The organism is Ottowia sp. (assembly GCF_047601385.1).
Lineage (GTDB): Bacteria > Pseudomonadota > Gammaproteobacteria > Burkholderiales > Burkholderiaceae_C > Ottowia.
Genome location: NZ_JASGJP010000001.1, coordinates 3,476,413 through 3,489,345, shown reverse-complemented (window position 1 = coordinate 3,489,345; position 12,933 = coordinate 3,476,413). Strand labels below are relative to the sequence as shown.

14 protein-coding genes and 2 tRNA genes are annotated in these 12,933 nt (G+C 67.7%); 6 read left to right on the top strand and 10 right to left on the bottom strand.

What is annotated here, in order from left to right; translation table 11 throughout:
- Nucleotides 1–128 precede the first annotated feature (128 nt).
- Nucleotides 129–950 (top strand): pyruvate, water dikinase regulatory protein, encoded by an 822-nt coding sequence (locus tag QM772_RS16905; RefSeq protein ID WP_415138515.1) that lies wholly within the window; start codon nucleotides 129–131, stop codon nucleotides 948–950.
- 86 nt (nucleotides 951–1,036) lie between these two features.
- Here the strand turns inward: QM772_RS16905 and QM772_RS16900 are convergent, their stop codons facing one another.
- Nucleotides 1,037–1,444, bottom strand: coding sequence for a heme-binding protein (locus tag QM772_RS16900; RefSeq protein ID WP_415138513.1), 408 nt, complete (start codon nucleotides 1,442–1,444; stop codon nucleotides 1,037–1,039).
- A gap of 155 nt (nucleotides 1,445–1,599) precedes the next feature.
- Between QM772_RS16900 and QM772_RS16895 the strand changes: the two genes are divergently transcribed.
- Together QM772_RS16895 and QM772_RS16890 are read left to right on the top strand one after the other, a co-directional pair.
- Nucleotides 1,600–2,301 (top strand): Bax inhibitor-1/YccA family protein, encoded by a 702-nt coding sequence (locus tag QM772_RS16895; protein WP_415138511.1) that lies wholly within the window; start codon nucleotides 1,600–1,602, stop codon nucleotides 2,299–2,301.
- 95 nt (nucleotides 2,302–2,396) lie between these two features.
- Nucleotides 2,397–2,472, top strand: a tRNA-His gene (locus tag QM772_RS16890).
- A gap of 63 nt (nucleotides 2,473–2,535) precedes the next feature.
- Here QM772_RS16890 and QM772_RS16885 read toward each other — a convergent pair.
- The 8 genes from QM772_RS16885 to QM772_RS16850 all read right to left on the bottom strand — a co-directional run bounded on the left by QM772_RS16885 (nucleotide 2,536) and on the right by QM772_RS16850 (nucleotide 9,350).
- Entirely contained in the window at nucleotides 2,536–4,461 is a 1,926-nt protein-coding gene (locus QM772_RS16885) for a SurA N-terminal domain-containing protein (RefSeq protein WP_415138509.1), read from the bottom strand.
- A gap of 65 nt (nucleotides 4,462–4,526) precedes the next feature.
- Nucleotides 4,527–4,602: transfer RNA gene (locus QM772_RS16880), tRNA-Val, on the bottom strand.
- A 13-nt stretch (nucleotides 4,603–4,615) separates the two neighbouring features.
- Complete coding sequence (locus tag QM772_RS16875) at nucleotides 4,616–4,888, bottom strand: HU family DNA-binding protein (protein WP_415138507.1); 273 nt, start codon at nucleotides 4,886–4,888, stop codon at nucleotides 4,616–4,618.
- A 265-nt stretch (nucleotides 4,889–5,153) separates the two neighbouring features.
- Nucleotides 5,154–6,074: a DMT family transporter gene (locus QM772_RS16870; RefSeq protein WP_415138505.1), complete on the bottom strand. Its 921-nt coding sequence runs from the start codon at nucleotides 6,072–6,074 to the stop codon at nucleotides 5,154–5,156.
- 4 nt (nucleotides 6,075–6,078) lie between these two features.
- Nucleotides 6,079–6,645, bottom strand: a complete 567-nt coding sequence (pgsA, locus tag QM772_RS16865) for a CDP-diacylglycerol--glycerol-3-phosphate 3-phosphatidyltransferase (protein WP_415138503.1) — start codon at nucleotides 6,643–6,645, stop codon at nucleotides 6,079–6,081.
- Between the two features lie 118 nt (nucleotides 6,646–6,763).
- Nucleotides 6,764–8,737: an excinuclease ABC subunit UvrC gene (uvrC, locus tag QM772_RS16860; RefSeq protein ID WP_415138501.1), complete on the bottom strand. Its 1,974-nt coding sequence runs from the start codon at nucleotides 8,735–8,737 to the stop codon at nucleotides 6,764–6,766.
- Nucleotides 8,734–9,129: a type II toxin-antitoxin system death-on-curing family toxin gene (locus QM772_RS16855; protein ID WP_415138499.1), complete on the bottom strand. Its 396-nt coding sequence runs from the start codon at nucleotides 9,127–9,129 to the stop codon at nucleotides 8,734–8,736. Before QM772_RS16855 ends, uvrC begins: the two co-directional genes overlap by 4 nt.
- Nucleotides 9,126–9,350 carry an AbrB/MazE/SpoVT family DNA-binding domain-containing protein gene (locus QM772_RS16850; protein WP_415138497.1) on the bottom strand — a complete coding sequence of 75 codons (225 nt, stop codon included), beginning with the start codon at nucleotides 9,348–9,350 and terminating at the stop codon, nucleotides 9,126–9,128. The genes QM772_RS16855 and QM772_RS16850 overlap by 4 nt, the downstream gene beginning before the upstream one ends.
- A gap of 40 nt (nucleotides 9,351–9,390) precedes the next feature.
- On the opposite strand from QM772_RS16850, the gene earP reads away from it, so the two are divergent.
- The 3 genes from earP to QM772_RS16835 all read left to right on the top strand — a co-directional run bounded on the left by earP (nucleotide 9,391) and on the right by QM772_RS16835 (nucleotide 12,193).
- Nucleotides 9,391–10,533 (top strand): elongation factor P maturation arginine rhamnosyltransferase EarP, encoded by a 1,143-nt coding sequence (gene earP / locus QM772_RS16845; RefSeq protein WP_415138495.1) that lies wholly within the window; start codon nucleotides 9,391–9,393, stop codon nucleotides 10,531–10,533.
- A 128-nt stretch (nucleotides 10,534–10,661) separates the two neighbouring features.
- Complete coding sequence (efp, locus tag QM772_RS16840; RefSeq protein WP_415138493.1) at nucleotides 10,662–11,216, top strand: elongation factor P; 555 nt, start codon at nucleotides 10,662–10,664, stop codon at nucleotides 11,214–11,216.
- Nucleotides 11,217–11,320: 104 nt separating this feature from the next.
- Nucleotides 11,321–12,193, top strand: coding sequence for a TIGR00730 family Rossman fold protein (locus QM772_RS16835; protein ID WP_415138491.1), 873 nt, complete (start codon nucleotides 11,321–11,323; stop codon nucleotides 12,191–12,193).
- A gap of 191 nt (nucleotides 12,194–12,384) precedes the next feature.
- On the opposite strand, the gene QM772_RS16830 is transcribed toward QM772_RS16835, so the two are convergent.
- A complete protein-coding gene (locus tag QM772_RS16830; protein WP_415138489.1) occupies nucleotides 12,385–12,906 on the bottom strand; it encodes a MarR family winged helix-turn-helix transcriptional regulator in 522 nt (173 codons plus the stop codon).
- Nucleotides 12,907–12,933 lie beyond the last annotated feature (27 nt).

The following is a 12,933-nucleotide window of genomic DNA, read 5'->3' as shown; positions in this document are numbered from 1 at the left end:
GGAGTTTGAAAACGGGAGGGCGCGGCGGTGGCCTGTTGCTGTTCTGTGGGCCGTTGCGGGCGAGGCGCGCGTGCACATGGGGCATGATTGTAGGGACGCCGGCACCTTTTCCGCCGGCCACCCGCCCCATGCCCGACCGCACCGTGTTCTTCGTCTCCGACGGCACCGGCATCACCGCCGAGACCTTCGGCAATGCCATCCTCGCCCAGTTCGACTTCCAGCCGCACCACGTGCGCCTGCCCTTCATAGACACACCCGACAAGGCGCACCAGGCGGTACGCCGCATCAACCACACCTACGAGGTGGAGGGCAAGCGCCCGATCGTCTTCAGCACCCTGGTGGACATGGAGGTGCTCGGCGTGCTGCAGGCGGGCTGCCGCGGCATGCTGCTGGACATGTTCGGCACCTTCGTGGCGCCGATCGAGCACGAGATCGGCATCAAGAGCCACCACCGCGTGGGGCGCTTCTCGGACGTGAGCAAGAGCCGCGCCTACCACGACCGCATCGAGGCCATCAACTACAGCCTGGCGCACGACGACGGCCAGAGCAACGGCGACCTGGAGACGGCCGACGTCATCCTGGCCGGCGTCAGCCGCAGCGGCAAGACCCCCACCAGCCTGTACCTGGCCATGCAGTACGGGCTGAAGGCGGCCAACTACCCGCTGGTCCCGGAAGACTTCGAGCGCCGCCAGCTGCCCCCGGCGCTGGTGCCGCACCGCAAGAAGATCTTCGGCCTGACCATCGCCCCCGAGCGGCTGGCCGAGATCCGCGCCGAGCGCCGCCCCAATTCACGCTACGCCAGTATCGAGAACTGCCGCATGGAGGTCGCCGAGGCCGAGGCCATGATGCGGCGCGCCGGCATCCGCTGGCTCTCGACCACCACCAAGTCGATCGAGGAGATCGCCACCACCATCCTGCAGGAGATCCGGCCCGAACGGCTGAGCTACTGAACCAGCCTTTCGCTATCCTAAAAATAGCTGCCAGCGCTTGCTGGATGGGCGCTGGGGGCCTAAAACACTTGCAATCCCTGGGCTGGTCAGGACGCCAGCGCCGCCACGCCCGCCTGCGCCACCTGGGCGTCCTCGGGGGCCTTCACGCCGCTCACGCCCACGGCGCCCAGGCATTGGCCATCCTTCATGATCGGCACGCCGCCCTCCAGCAGGCCGTCGATGGCCGGCGCCGACAGGAAGGCCGTGCGGCCACCATTGATCATGTCCTCGTAGCCCTTGCTGTCGCGCCGCCCCAGCGCCGCCGTGCGCGCCTTGGCCTGCGCGATGTGGGCGCTGACCGGTGCCGCGCCGTCCAGGCGGTGCAGGTGCAGCAGGTGGCCGCCATCGTCCACGATGGCGATCGTCACCGCCCACTGGTGCTTGAGCGCCTGCGCCTCGGCGGCGGCGGCAATGGCCTTCACGTCGGCGGATTCGAGAAAGTGCTTGGTTTTCATGGCTGGTTTCCTGGTTGTGCCGCCCGATCCTAACCGCACGCCAACCTTTTGATTCCGAAGGGAATTTTCTCGCCGGCACCGGCTCTACGTAGAATGCATGCACGAGGCCGCCGCGGTGGCGGCCCCATGCCATCCCACAAGGAGCCCGCCCCGCCATGAACGACCGCTTGCAAACCCTGTCCTACGCCGACGCCGCGCATGGCGGCCTCGTTTCCCAGGAGCAGCGCAACAAGGTCCTGCGCAACACCTACTGGCTGCTGGCGCTGAGCCTGCTGCCCACGGTGCTGGGCGCCTGGATCGGCGTCAGCACCGGCATCACCCGCAGCCTCAGCGGCGGCGTGGGACTGATCGTGTTCCTGGCCGGCGCCTTCGGCTTCATGTTCGCCATCGAGAAGACCAAGAACTCCGCCGCCGGGGTGCCGGTGCTGCTGGCCTTCACCTTCTTCATGGGCCTGATGCTCTCGCGCCTGATCGGCGCCGTGCTGGGCCTGAAGAATGGCAGCGACCTGGTGATGACCGCCATCGGCGGCACCGCCGGCGTGTTCTTCGTCATGGCCAGCCTGGCCAGCGTCATCAAGCGCGACCTGTCGGGCCTGGGCAAATGGCTGTTCGTCGGCGCGCTGGTGATCCTGGTGGGCGCCGTCGTCAACGTGTTCGTCGGCTCCACCGTCGGCATGCTGGTCATCAGCACCCTGGCCATCGGCGTGTTCAGCCTGTTCATGCTGTACGACCTCAAGCGCATCCTGGACGGCGGCGAGACCAACTACATCAGCGCCACGCTGGCGCTGTACCTGGACATCTTCAACGTGTTCCAGAGCCTGCTGGCCATCCTGGGCATCACCAGCAGCAACGACTGACCTCAAGGCAGCGCCCTCAAGCGGCGCCAACGCATGAAAGGGCCCCGTGGGGCCCTTTCTTTCAGCCGTCGCGCTATAATCCGCAATTCACGACGGTGGCTGTAGCTCAGTTGGTAGAGTCCCAGGTTGTGATCCTGGTTGTCGTGGGTTCGAGTCCCATCAGCCACCCCACCGAAATCGCTTAAGAATCAAGGCCCTGCGGGGCCTTTTTCTTTGCCCGGCGGTTTCCCCGCCTCAGCGCGCCGCCTGGCCGGCTGGCGCGGGCACCAGGATGGCGGTCTTGTAGCGCGCCTTCAGCAGCTCGTAGTACTGGCGCGCCTCGGCACTCGCCCAGAGCTGCGCGTAGCGCTGGCGGGTCTGGGCGGCGACCTCGGCGTCCTGCTCGGCCTTGGGCAGCACCTTGTCCACGCGCGCCACGGCGTAGCCCTCGGCCCCCAGATCCACGCCCACGAAGACGGGCAGCTTGGCCGGGTCGGCGCGCAGCACGGCTTCGAGCAGTTGCGGCGGCTGGTCCTGCGGCGCATCGCGCGATACCACCACGGCCGCCGGCAGGCTGGTCGCGGTGTTCGGCTGGGCGGTCCATGCCTTGAGCTTGGCCTGGCCGTCCTCGCGGGCCAGCGCGGCGCCGCGCTCGTTCAGGAAGGCTTGGCGAACGTCGGCCTGCACCTCGGCCAGCGGGCGGGCGTGGGCGGCGGTGTACGCCACCACGCGGCCGGACACCAACTGGTTGGCCCCAATCTCCACGGCCTCGGTGTTGCGCTTCTTCTCCAGCGAATCGGTGCTGAACAAGGCGTTCAGGAACTTGGCGTTGGCCAGCGCGCCGGTAGCGCCGGGGGCGGGCGTGTGCTTGACGCCATCGGCCGTGTGCACGGTGAGCTTCAGCTTGTCGGCGATGGGCCGCAGGCTGTCGGACTGCTCGTACACGCCATTGGTGAACGCCTCGGCCAACTCGCCAAACGCCTTCTGCGCCTGCTGCGTGCGCAGTTGATCTTCCAGCTGCGGGCGGAGCTTCTCGAACGGGGGCACTTCAGCGGGCTTGAGTTCGGTGAGCCGCACGATGTGGTAGCCGAAGTCGCTCTCCACCACGTCGCTGATGTCGCCGGCTTTGGCCAGCGCGTAGGTGGTCTTGGAGAGGGTTGGATCGATGCCCTTGTCGCGCTGGAAGAAGCCCAGGTCGCCGCCGCTCGGGGCGCTGGCGTCGTCCTGCGAGGACTTGCGCGCGACGTCGGCGAAGGTGCCGGGCGCCTTGCGCAGCTGAGCCAGCAGCTCGGTGGCGGTGGCCTTGGCCTTCTCGCGCTCGGCGGCGGGTGCGTCCTTGGGCGCGTTGATCAGGATGTGGCTGGCGCGGCGCTCTTCGGGTTTGCCGAGCGCGGGGGCATTCTGGTCGTAATAGGCGCGCAGGTCCTGTTCGCTGACGGCGACGCCCTTCTTCACGGTGTCGAGGTCGAGCACCACGTACTCGATGCGCGCCGACTCGGGCGCCTGGTAGCGCGCCAGGTTGGCCTTGTAGAACGCCTCCAGGTCGGCGTCGCTCGGGTTCAGCCTGGCGGTGTAGCCGGCGGGCGCGAAGCGCTGCACGCGCACCTCGCGCCGTTCCAGGAAGGCGCCCATGGCCACGTCGGCCTGCGCCGGGCTGAGCAACTCGGAATTGATCACGCCGCCCAGCACCTGGTTGGCCGCCATGTCGGCGCGCACGCGCGCCTCGAAGCCCTCGGGGGTGAGACCTTGATTGGCGACCAGCCGGCGGTACTGGTCCATGTCGAGCGAGCCGTCGGCGCGGCGCAGCGCGGCGATGTTGGGATCTTGCGCCAGTTCGGCGGCCAGGCGCTGGTCGGACACCGTCAGGTGCTCGTGGGCCGCGGCGGCGGCCAGCACGCGCTCGCGCACCAGGCGCTCCAGCGTGGCGTACTTGACGGCTGGCGAGTCGAGCAGACTCAGGTCGGCGGTGGGATTGGCGGCGCGCATGCGGTCGATGTCCTGCCGGTGCGCGTTGTCCCATTCGGTCTGGGTGATGCTCTTGCCATCGACCACCGCTACCTTGCTGGCGCCTTCATTGAATCGCGTGTAGCCCTCGATGCCGAACAGCACGAACGATGGAATCACCAGCAGGAACAGCACGCCCATGATGATTTTGGTGTGACGGCGAACGAAATCGAACATGAACGCGACTCTGAGGATGGCTTGGAAAAGGAAAAAGGCGAACCAGGGTTCGCCTTTGCTTCGACTGGTGGGTGCTGAGGGGTTCGAACCCCCGACCTACGCCTTGTAAGGGCGCCGCTCTACCAACTGAGCTAAGCACCCGTCCTGAAAAGGGTCAGTTCAGAGCGTCCTTCAGCGCCTTGCCGGGACGGAACTTGGGTACCTTGGCGGACTTGATTTTAATCGTTGCGCCGGTGCGGGGATTGCGGCCCGAGCGTGCCGCGCGCTTGCCGACGGCGAAGGTGCCGAAGCCCACCAGCGACACGGTGCCCCCCTTGCGCAGCGTGGTCTTGACGGCGCCGATGGTCGCCTCCAGGGCGCGCGTGGCGGCAGCCTTGGAGATGTCGGCGTTCTTGGCGATGTGTTCGATCAACTCGGTCTTGTTCACGTAAGTGCCCCTCTTATTGACAGGAATCAGGAATTCGTAAAGCGATTTCAGAGCGTCTGGAGGGCCTCGCCCATCCTCCCCCCTGTTCGCGGCCTGACGATGCGGGCTGGCGCCGAGTCTGCGCCCGGCAAAGCCCGCTCAACGAGCGATGCATTCTAGACCCAATTGCAGGCCCACAGTCCACATTCGCCCTGGGCGGGCGACGGCACAACAACAATTCGCAGATTTCGCGGCCACGCGTGATGCATTGCATGCAGCGTGCGACTCAGCGCGCGCGCGGCGCCCCAGGCCGCACCACCAAGGCCACGCCGAAAGCAGTGAGCGCGATGCCGGCGATGGTGAGCGCGGTGATCGGCTCGCCGAACAGCACCCAGGCCATCAGCGCCGTGGTGGGCGGCACGAGGTACATCAGGCTGGCGACGCTGGCCGCGGCGCCGCGCTGGATCAGCAGGTACAGCAGCGAGCTGCCGCCCAGCGTGAGCCCGAGCACCGACCACGCCATGGCGCCGACCGATTCCAGGCTCCAGCGGAACGGCTCGGCCTCCAGCAGCGCCAGCGGCAGCGTGACGAGGGCGGCTGCCAACAATTGCACGGTGTTGGCGGTGCGCACGTCGCAGGGCTTGACGAAGCGCTTCTGGTAGAGCGTGCCGGCGGTGATGCAGAGCAGCGCCAGCAGCGCCCATGAGAAGTTGACCCAGGTGACGTGGTCGCCCGGGCTGGCGTAGGTGAGCTTGCGCGAGACCACCAGCACCAGCCCGGCGAAACCCAGCAGCAGGCCCAGCCACTGCCGCCCGGTGACGCGGTGGCTGCCCGCGCCGGTGGCCGACAGCCAGATCGCCGTCAGCACCGGCTGGATGCCGACGATCAGCGCCGACAGGCCCGAGCCCATGCCGTCCTTCACCGCGGCCCACACGCCACCCAGGTAGCCGGCGTGCATCAGCACGCCCGTCACGCCCAGGTGCACCCATTCGGCGCGGTCGCGCGGCCAGCGCACGCCGGCGGCGGCGATCCAGACCAGGAAGCAGGCGATGGAGAACAGGTAGCGGTACAGCAGGAAGGTGAATGGCGGCGCATGCGGCATGCCGTAGCGCGCCACGATGAAGCCGGTGGCCCAGATCAGCACGAACACCGCCGGCATCAGGCGGATGAGCAGGGCCGTGGTGTCGCCGTCGCCGCGCGCACTCATGAACTCACCGGACTCGCGCGCGAATTTCGGGCAGGGCTTTTTGCAGGTAATAGACCATCGACCACACCGTCAGCACGGCGGCGATCCAGATCAGCACGTTGCCCCACCAGCGCGTGTCGATCACGCCCAGCAGCCGGCCGTCGTACAGCAGGAAGGGCATGGCCACCATCTGGAAGGTGGTCTTGAGCTTGCCCAGCATGTGCACGGCCACGCTCCTGCTGGCGCCGATCTTGGCCATCCACTCGCGCAGGGCGGAGATGGCGATCTCGCGGCCGATGATGATCAGCGCCACGAACACGTCGGTGCGCCGCAGGTGCACCAGCACCAGCAGCGTGGCGCAGACGAGGAACTTGTCGGCCACCGGATCGAGGAAGGCGCCGAAGGCCGAGGTCTGGTTCAGCTTGCGCGCCAGGTAGCCGTCCAGCCAATCCGTCCAGGCGAAGACGACGAACATCACCGTGGCCACCAGGTTGGCCGTGCGCGGCTCCATCGGCCAATAGAACACGCCCACGATGAGCGGGATGGCGACGATGCGCGTCCACGTCAGCAAGGTGGGTATGGTGAAGAACATGGCGGCGATTGTGGCACGGCGGCATGACGTGCCGCAGCATACCGGATACTACGATAAGAATAGCTGCCAGCGCTTGCTGGACGGGCGCTGGAGGCCGATTTGATCCATAAGCCGCATCTCAATGCAAGGCGCGGTAGATCTCTTCGGCCAAGGAGCGAGAGATACCCTCCACCGTCGCCAGTTCCTGCACGCTGGCCGCCTCCACGCCGCGCACGCCGCCGAAGCGCTGCAACAGGCGCGCGCGCTTGCGCGGGCCGACGCCGGGGATCTCCTCGATGCGGCTGCCGCCCACGCGCACCTTGGCGCGCTGCGCGCGCATGCCGGTAATGGCGAAGCGGTGCGCCTCGTCACGGATCTGCGCCACCAGCATCAGCGCGGCGGAGTCCTTGCCCAGGGACACCTTCTCGCGCCCGTCGGCGAACACCAGCTCCTCCAGGCCGACCTTGCGGCCCTCGCCCTTCTCCACGCCGACGATCAGCGACAGGTCCAGCCCCAGGCGCTCGAACACCTCGCGCGCCATCGCCACCTGGCCCTTGCCGCCGTCGACCAGCACCAGGTCGGGCATGCGCGCGGCGCGGGTGAGCTGCACGTCGCCCTGCTCGCTCAGCGCCTCGGCGATCTTGCCGTAGCGGCGCTCCAGCACCTGGCGCATGGCGGCGTAGTCGTCGCCGGGGGTGATGCCTTCGATCTTGTAGCGCCGGTATTCGCTGCTGACCATGCGGTGGCCCTGGAACACCACGCAGCTGGCCTGCGTGGCCTCGCCAGCGGTGTGGCTGATGTCGAAGCATTCGATGCGCAGGTCGTCGAGGTTCTCCACGGGCAGGTCCAGCGCCTCGGCCAGCGCGCGCGTGCGCGCCTGCTGCGAGCCCTCCTCGGCCAGCAGGCGGGCCAGTTGCAGGGCGGCGTTCTGCTGCGCCATCTCCAGCCACACGCGGCGCTGCCCGCGCGGAGCGTGGGTGGCGCTGATGCGCGCCTCCTCCTTGTCGGCCAGCGTCTGCAGGAGCGACTGCGACACCGGCTCGCTGGTGATGAGCTGCGCCGGCGCGGGCGTGCCCAGGTAGTGCTGGGCGACGAAGGCGTCGAGCACCTGCGCCTCGATGGTGGGCAGCTCGGCGTCGCCGTCGTCGAAGGCCAGCCCCTGCGCGTCTTCCACGTGGCTGGGGAAGTAGGCGCGGTCGCCCAGGTGGCGGCCGCCGCGCACCATCGCCAGGTTGACGCAGGCGCGCCCGCCCTGCACCTTGACGGCGAGGATGTCCACGTCGGCGTCGCCGCCCACCTCCACCGCCTGCTGGTGCAGCACCTTCGACAGCGCGCCGATCTGGTTGCGGATGTCGGCCGCCTGCTCGAACTCCAGCGCCTCGGCGTGCGCCATCATGCGGCGCTCCATGTCCTTCAGCAGGTCGTGCGTCTCGCCGCGCAGGAAACGCTCGGCCTGCGCCACGTCGGCGGCGTAGTCCTCGGCGCTGATGAGGCGCACGCAGGGGCCGGTGCAGCGCTTGATCTGGTAGAGCAGGCAGGGCCGCGTGCGGTGGGCGAACACGGTGTCCTCGCAGGTGCGCAGGCGGAACACCTTCTGCATCAGCTGGATGGTCTCCTTCACCGCCCAGGCGCCCGGGTAGGGACCGAAGTAGCGGTGCCGCTTGTCGGTGGCGCCGCGGTAGTAGGCCATGCGGGCGTAGGCCTGTGGACTGGGCGCGCCGGGGTCAAGGTCGGGGACGAAGCGGCCAGTCCCCGTCAACTTCAGATAGGGGTAGCTCTTGTCGTCGCGGAAGAGGATGTTGTACTTGGGCGCGAGCTGCTTGATGAGGTTGTTTTCGAGGATCAGCGCCTCGGCCTCGGAGCGCACCACCGTGGTCTCCAGGCGCGCGATCTTGCCCACCATGTGGCCGATGCGCGTGCCGCCGTGGTCGCGGCCGAAGTAGCTGGACACGCGCTTCTTCAGGTTGCGCGCCTTGCCCACGTACAGCACGCTGCCCGCCGCGTCGAAGTAGCGGTAGACGCCGGGCAGCGGGGGCAGCGCGGCGACCTGGGCCAGCAGTTCGGGGCCGTGGCCGGTGGATTTGGCTTCTGCGGGCGCGGGCGCTTCGCTCATGACTGGCGCGGCTGGATATGCTGGCGCAGCCAGTCGGCGAAGGCGTCCTCGGGCAGGTCGCCGGCGGCGAGGGCGAGCATGGTGCGGGTCGCCTCCACCTGCGTGGCCTGCAAACGCCAGCCGTTGAGCCCCAGAAACAAGCCGGCGGCCAAAAAAGCCGCCCGCTTGTTGCCATCGACGAACGCGTGGTTGCGCACCAGGCCGAACGCATAGGCCGCCGCCAGCGCGGCCACGTCGGGCTCACCATATGCCAGCAATTGCAGCGGGCGCGCCAATGCCGATTCCAGCAGACCCTCGTCCCGCAGGCCGGGACGCCCGCCGTGCTCGGCCAGGCTCTCGTCGTGCAGCAGTTCCAGCGCTCGGCGGCTGATGAAGGACCAGCCGCCCGTCATTTGGCAAGCTGGTGAAACGTGTCGCGGTACTCGCGCATGAACTCGCGGCCCAGCGCCAGTTCATCTTCCAGCGTGGGGTCGTAGGGCGACAGGTTGACGCCGTTCGCCGCCTCGGTCACGAACACCGTGTCGCCCTTCTCCAGCTTGAGGCGGGCGAGCAGTTCCTTGGGCAGGATCAGGCCCACGGAGTTGCCGATCTGGGTCAGTTTCAGTGCGGTCATGGCGTGATCCTCATGTTTTAACGGTTGTTATATTAACGCCATGCCGCTGCCTCCGCACGCCCGCACCTCAGCGTTGTGGGACATCTTCTGCCGCGTGATCGACAACCACGGCGACCTGGGCGTGTGCTGGCGCCTGGCGCGCCAGTTGGCCGAGCGCGGGCAGCAGGTGCGGCTGTGGGTGGACGACGCCAGCGCGCTGGACTGGATGGCGCCCGGCGCCCGGCAAGGCCGCGTGGACAGCGTGCGGGTGCTGCCCTGGGCGGACTCACTGTCGCCCGGCGTTCTGGCCGCGCTGCCGCTCGCCGACGTGTGGGTGGAAGCCTTCGGCTGCGAGATAGCTCCCGAATTCATAGCTGCCGGCGCTTGCCTGTCGGGCGCCAGAGGCCAAAATGGCATTGAAAACCCGCCCCCCGTCTGGATCAACCTCGAATACCTCAGCGCCGAACCCTGGGTGGAGCGCATGCACGCCCTGCCCTCGCCCGTGCTGCATGGGCCGGCGGCGGGCTGGACCAAGTGGTTCTTCTACCCCGGCTTCACGCCGCGCACCGGCGGCCTGCTGCGCGAACCGGACCTGCCTGCGCGGCAGGCCGCCTTCGACCGCGCGGCCTGGCTGCGTGGACAAGGCATCGAATGGCAGGGCGAGCCGCTGGTCTCGCTGTTCTGCTACGAGCCACCGGCCCTGGGTGAATGGCTGGCGCAGTTGCGCGAGGCGCCCGCGCCCACGCGCCTGCTGGCCACCGCCGGGCGCGCCAGCGCTGCGGTGCTTTCAAGCGAAAACAGCCTCCAGCGCCCGCCAGTCAAGCGCGAGCAGCTATCGATTTCATACCTCCCCTACCTCACGCAGCCCGGCTACGACCACCTGCTCTGGTCGTGCGACCTCAACTTCGTGCGCGGCGAGGACTCGCTGGTGCGCGCCCTGTGGGCCGGCGCGCCCTTCGTGTGGCACATCTACCCGCAGCACGACGACGCGCACCACGCCAAGCTGGAAGCCTTCCTGCGCTGGCTCGAAGCCCCCGCGTCGCTCGCCGATTTCCACCGCGTGTGGAACGGCACCGCGCCTGGCCCCCTGCCCGCCCCCGACCTGCCCGTGTGGCGCGCCTGCGCCCTGGCGGCGCGCCAGCGGCTGCTGGCGCAGGACGACCTCGCCACCCAATTGCTCAGGTTCGTGGCCGAAAAACGTTAGAATTCAAGGCTTTGCGAAAAAGCGCCCGACGCTCGCAATCGTCTCCTCGCCGCAGCGCGCCCTGAAGCCTCCCCTCCCCGGTGCACGAGCGGCCCTCTCGCTCACTCTCCAACACGGGAACCACTCTCATGAAAATCGCCCAGGAAATCCGCGCCGGCAACGTCGTCATGCACGGCAAGGATCCGATGATCGTCCTCAAGACCGAATACGCCCGCGGCGGCCGCGGCGCCGCCACCGTGCGCATGAAGCTCAAGGCGCTGCTCAACAACATGGGCACCGAAGTCGTCTTCAAGGCCGACGACAAGATGGACCAGGTCATCCTCGACCACAAGGACTGCACCTACTCCTACTTCGCCGACCCCATGTACGTGTTCATGGACGCCGAGTACAACCAGTATGAAGTCGAGGCCGGCAACATGGGCGACGCGCTGAACTACCTGGAAGACGGCATGGCCGTCGAAGTGGTGTTCTACGACGGCAAGGCCATCTCCGTCGAGCTGCCCACCAGCGTGGAGCGCGAGATCACCTGGACCGAGCCCGCCGTCAAGGGCGACACCTCGGGCAAGGTGCTCAAGCCCGCCAAGATCGCCACCGGCTTCGAAGTGCCGGTGCCCCTGTTCGTCAGCCAGGGCGACAAGATCGAGATCGACACGCGCACCGGCGAATACCGCAAGCGCGTCTGAGGCGCCTCTGCCCCACGCTGCGAAAAGGCCCCGAACTTCGGGGCCTTTTCGCATTCCAGCGCGCATCTGGCAAGCGCCAGCAGCTACCAATAGAATAGCGCACCATGGAAACCACCGAAGACATCAAGGACAGCGCCCGCTCCCCCCTGGCCGACGCCTGGGCCGAGTTGCAGGCCCATGCCGACCGCGGCGAGCCGCTGCAGGCCGATGCCTACCGCCTGGCCTTCGCCGACCCCGAGTTCCTGCTGCGGCGCGAGACGCGCGGCATCCGCTTCCAGCTCGAACTGCTCAAGCCCGACCTCGACCTGCAGGAGGCCGGCATCGAGAGCACCGTCGTCGTCTACGGCAGCGCCCGCTTCGTCTCGCCCGAACAGGCCGCCGAGCGCCTGGCCGCCGCGCGCGCCAGCGGCGATGCCGAGGCGCTGCGGCATGCCGAGCGCGCCGTGCGCAACGCCCGCTACTACGAGGCCGCGCGCGAGTTCGGCCGCCTCGTCGCCACCCACAGCCTGCGCCTGCCGCCAGAGGAGAAGCTCACCATCTGCACCGGCGGCGGCCCCGGCGTGATGGAGGCCGCCAACCGCGGCGCGCACGACGTCGGCGTGCCCTCCATCGGCCTGAACATCGCCCTGCCGCACGAGCAGTCGGGCAACCCCTACGTCACGCGCGAACTGAGCTTCAAGTTCCACTACTTCGCGCTGCGCAAGATGCACTTCATGATGCGCGCCAAGGCGCTGGTGGCCTTCCCCGGCGGCTTCGGCACGCTGGACGAGCTGTTCGAAGTGCTCACCCTGGTGCAGACCCGCAAGGCCAAGCCCGTGCCCATCGTGCTGTGCGGGCGCGACTACTGGAGCCGCCTGCTGCACTGGGACGTGCTGGTCGAGGAAGGCGCCATCTCGCCCGAGGACCTGGCGCTGTTCCACGTCGTCGACGAGCCGGGCGAGGCCTGGGAGATCATCCGCGAGTTTTACAAGCTCTGAGCGCGCGACCGCCGCGCTGCGCCGGCGAGGCCCTTGGGGCGTTCACGCACGCCGTGAGTTCCAGACTACTCTGATCGCCCCTTCATCGGTCCGATCTCCAGCTTGGACTGATCTGACTCGAGAACTGTTCACCACGAATCTCCGGCGGCAGTACGCTTCCTCGGTCGCTCGTCTCCATGGATTTTCACGCATCACCCACCTGCGGCCGCAGCCGCAGGCGTCTTCTTTGCGGCTCTCTTCGCAGAAGTTTGTTTCTCGGAGACAACGGTTTGGAGGGAGCGAATATCTCTCTCGCCGTACTGCGAACTCTCGACCAGCTTGTTCAGCAGCAAATCAAGCTGAATCCATTCCTCGCGGGAAAGATCTCGGATAGTCCACGCTTGGACTGCTGCCGTCACATTCACTGCAGCGGCATGAGCTATTTCTCCCGCGGCCGTCAGTTCGAGATGCAAGGCCCGCCCATCCAGTGCGTGCGGCTCGACTTTCAGCAAGCCGAGTTTCTTCAGTCGAGCCACGGACCTGCCGACTTGAACGGTGGTCAGGAGGATTCGACCAGCGACCTCGGTCGCAGTGCTCGCCGGAAAAGCGCGAAGCGTCTGAAGTACCCTCGCCTCCATCACGGAGATCCCCACCTCTGCAAGCATGAGTTTTTCAGCGAGGCTCCCGACGGAAACCGCGATCGCGCGGATGCGATGCAGCTGCAGATCAGCCATTCAAAACTTCCATGATGCAGACGGTTT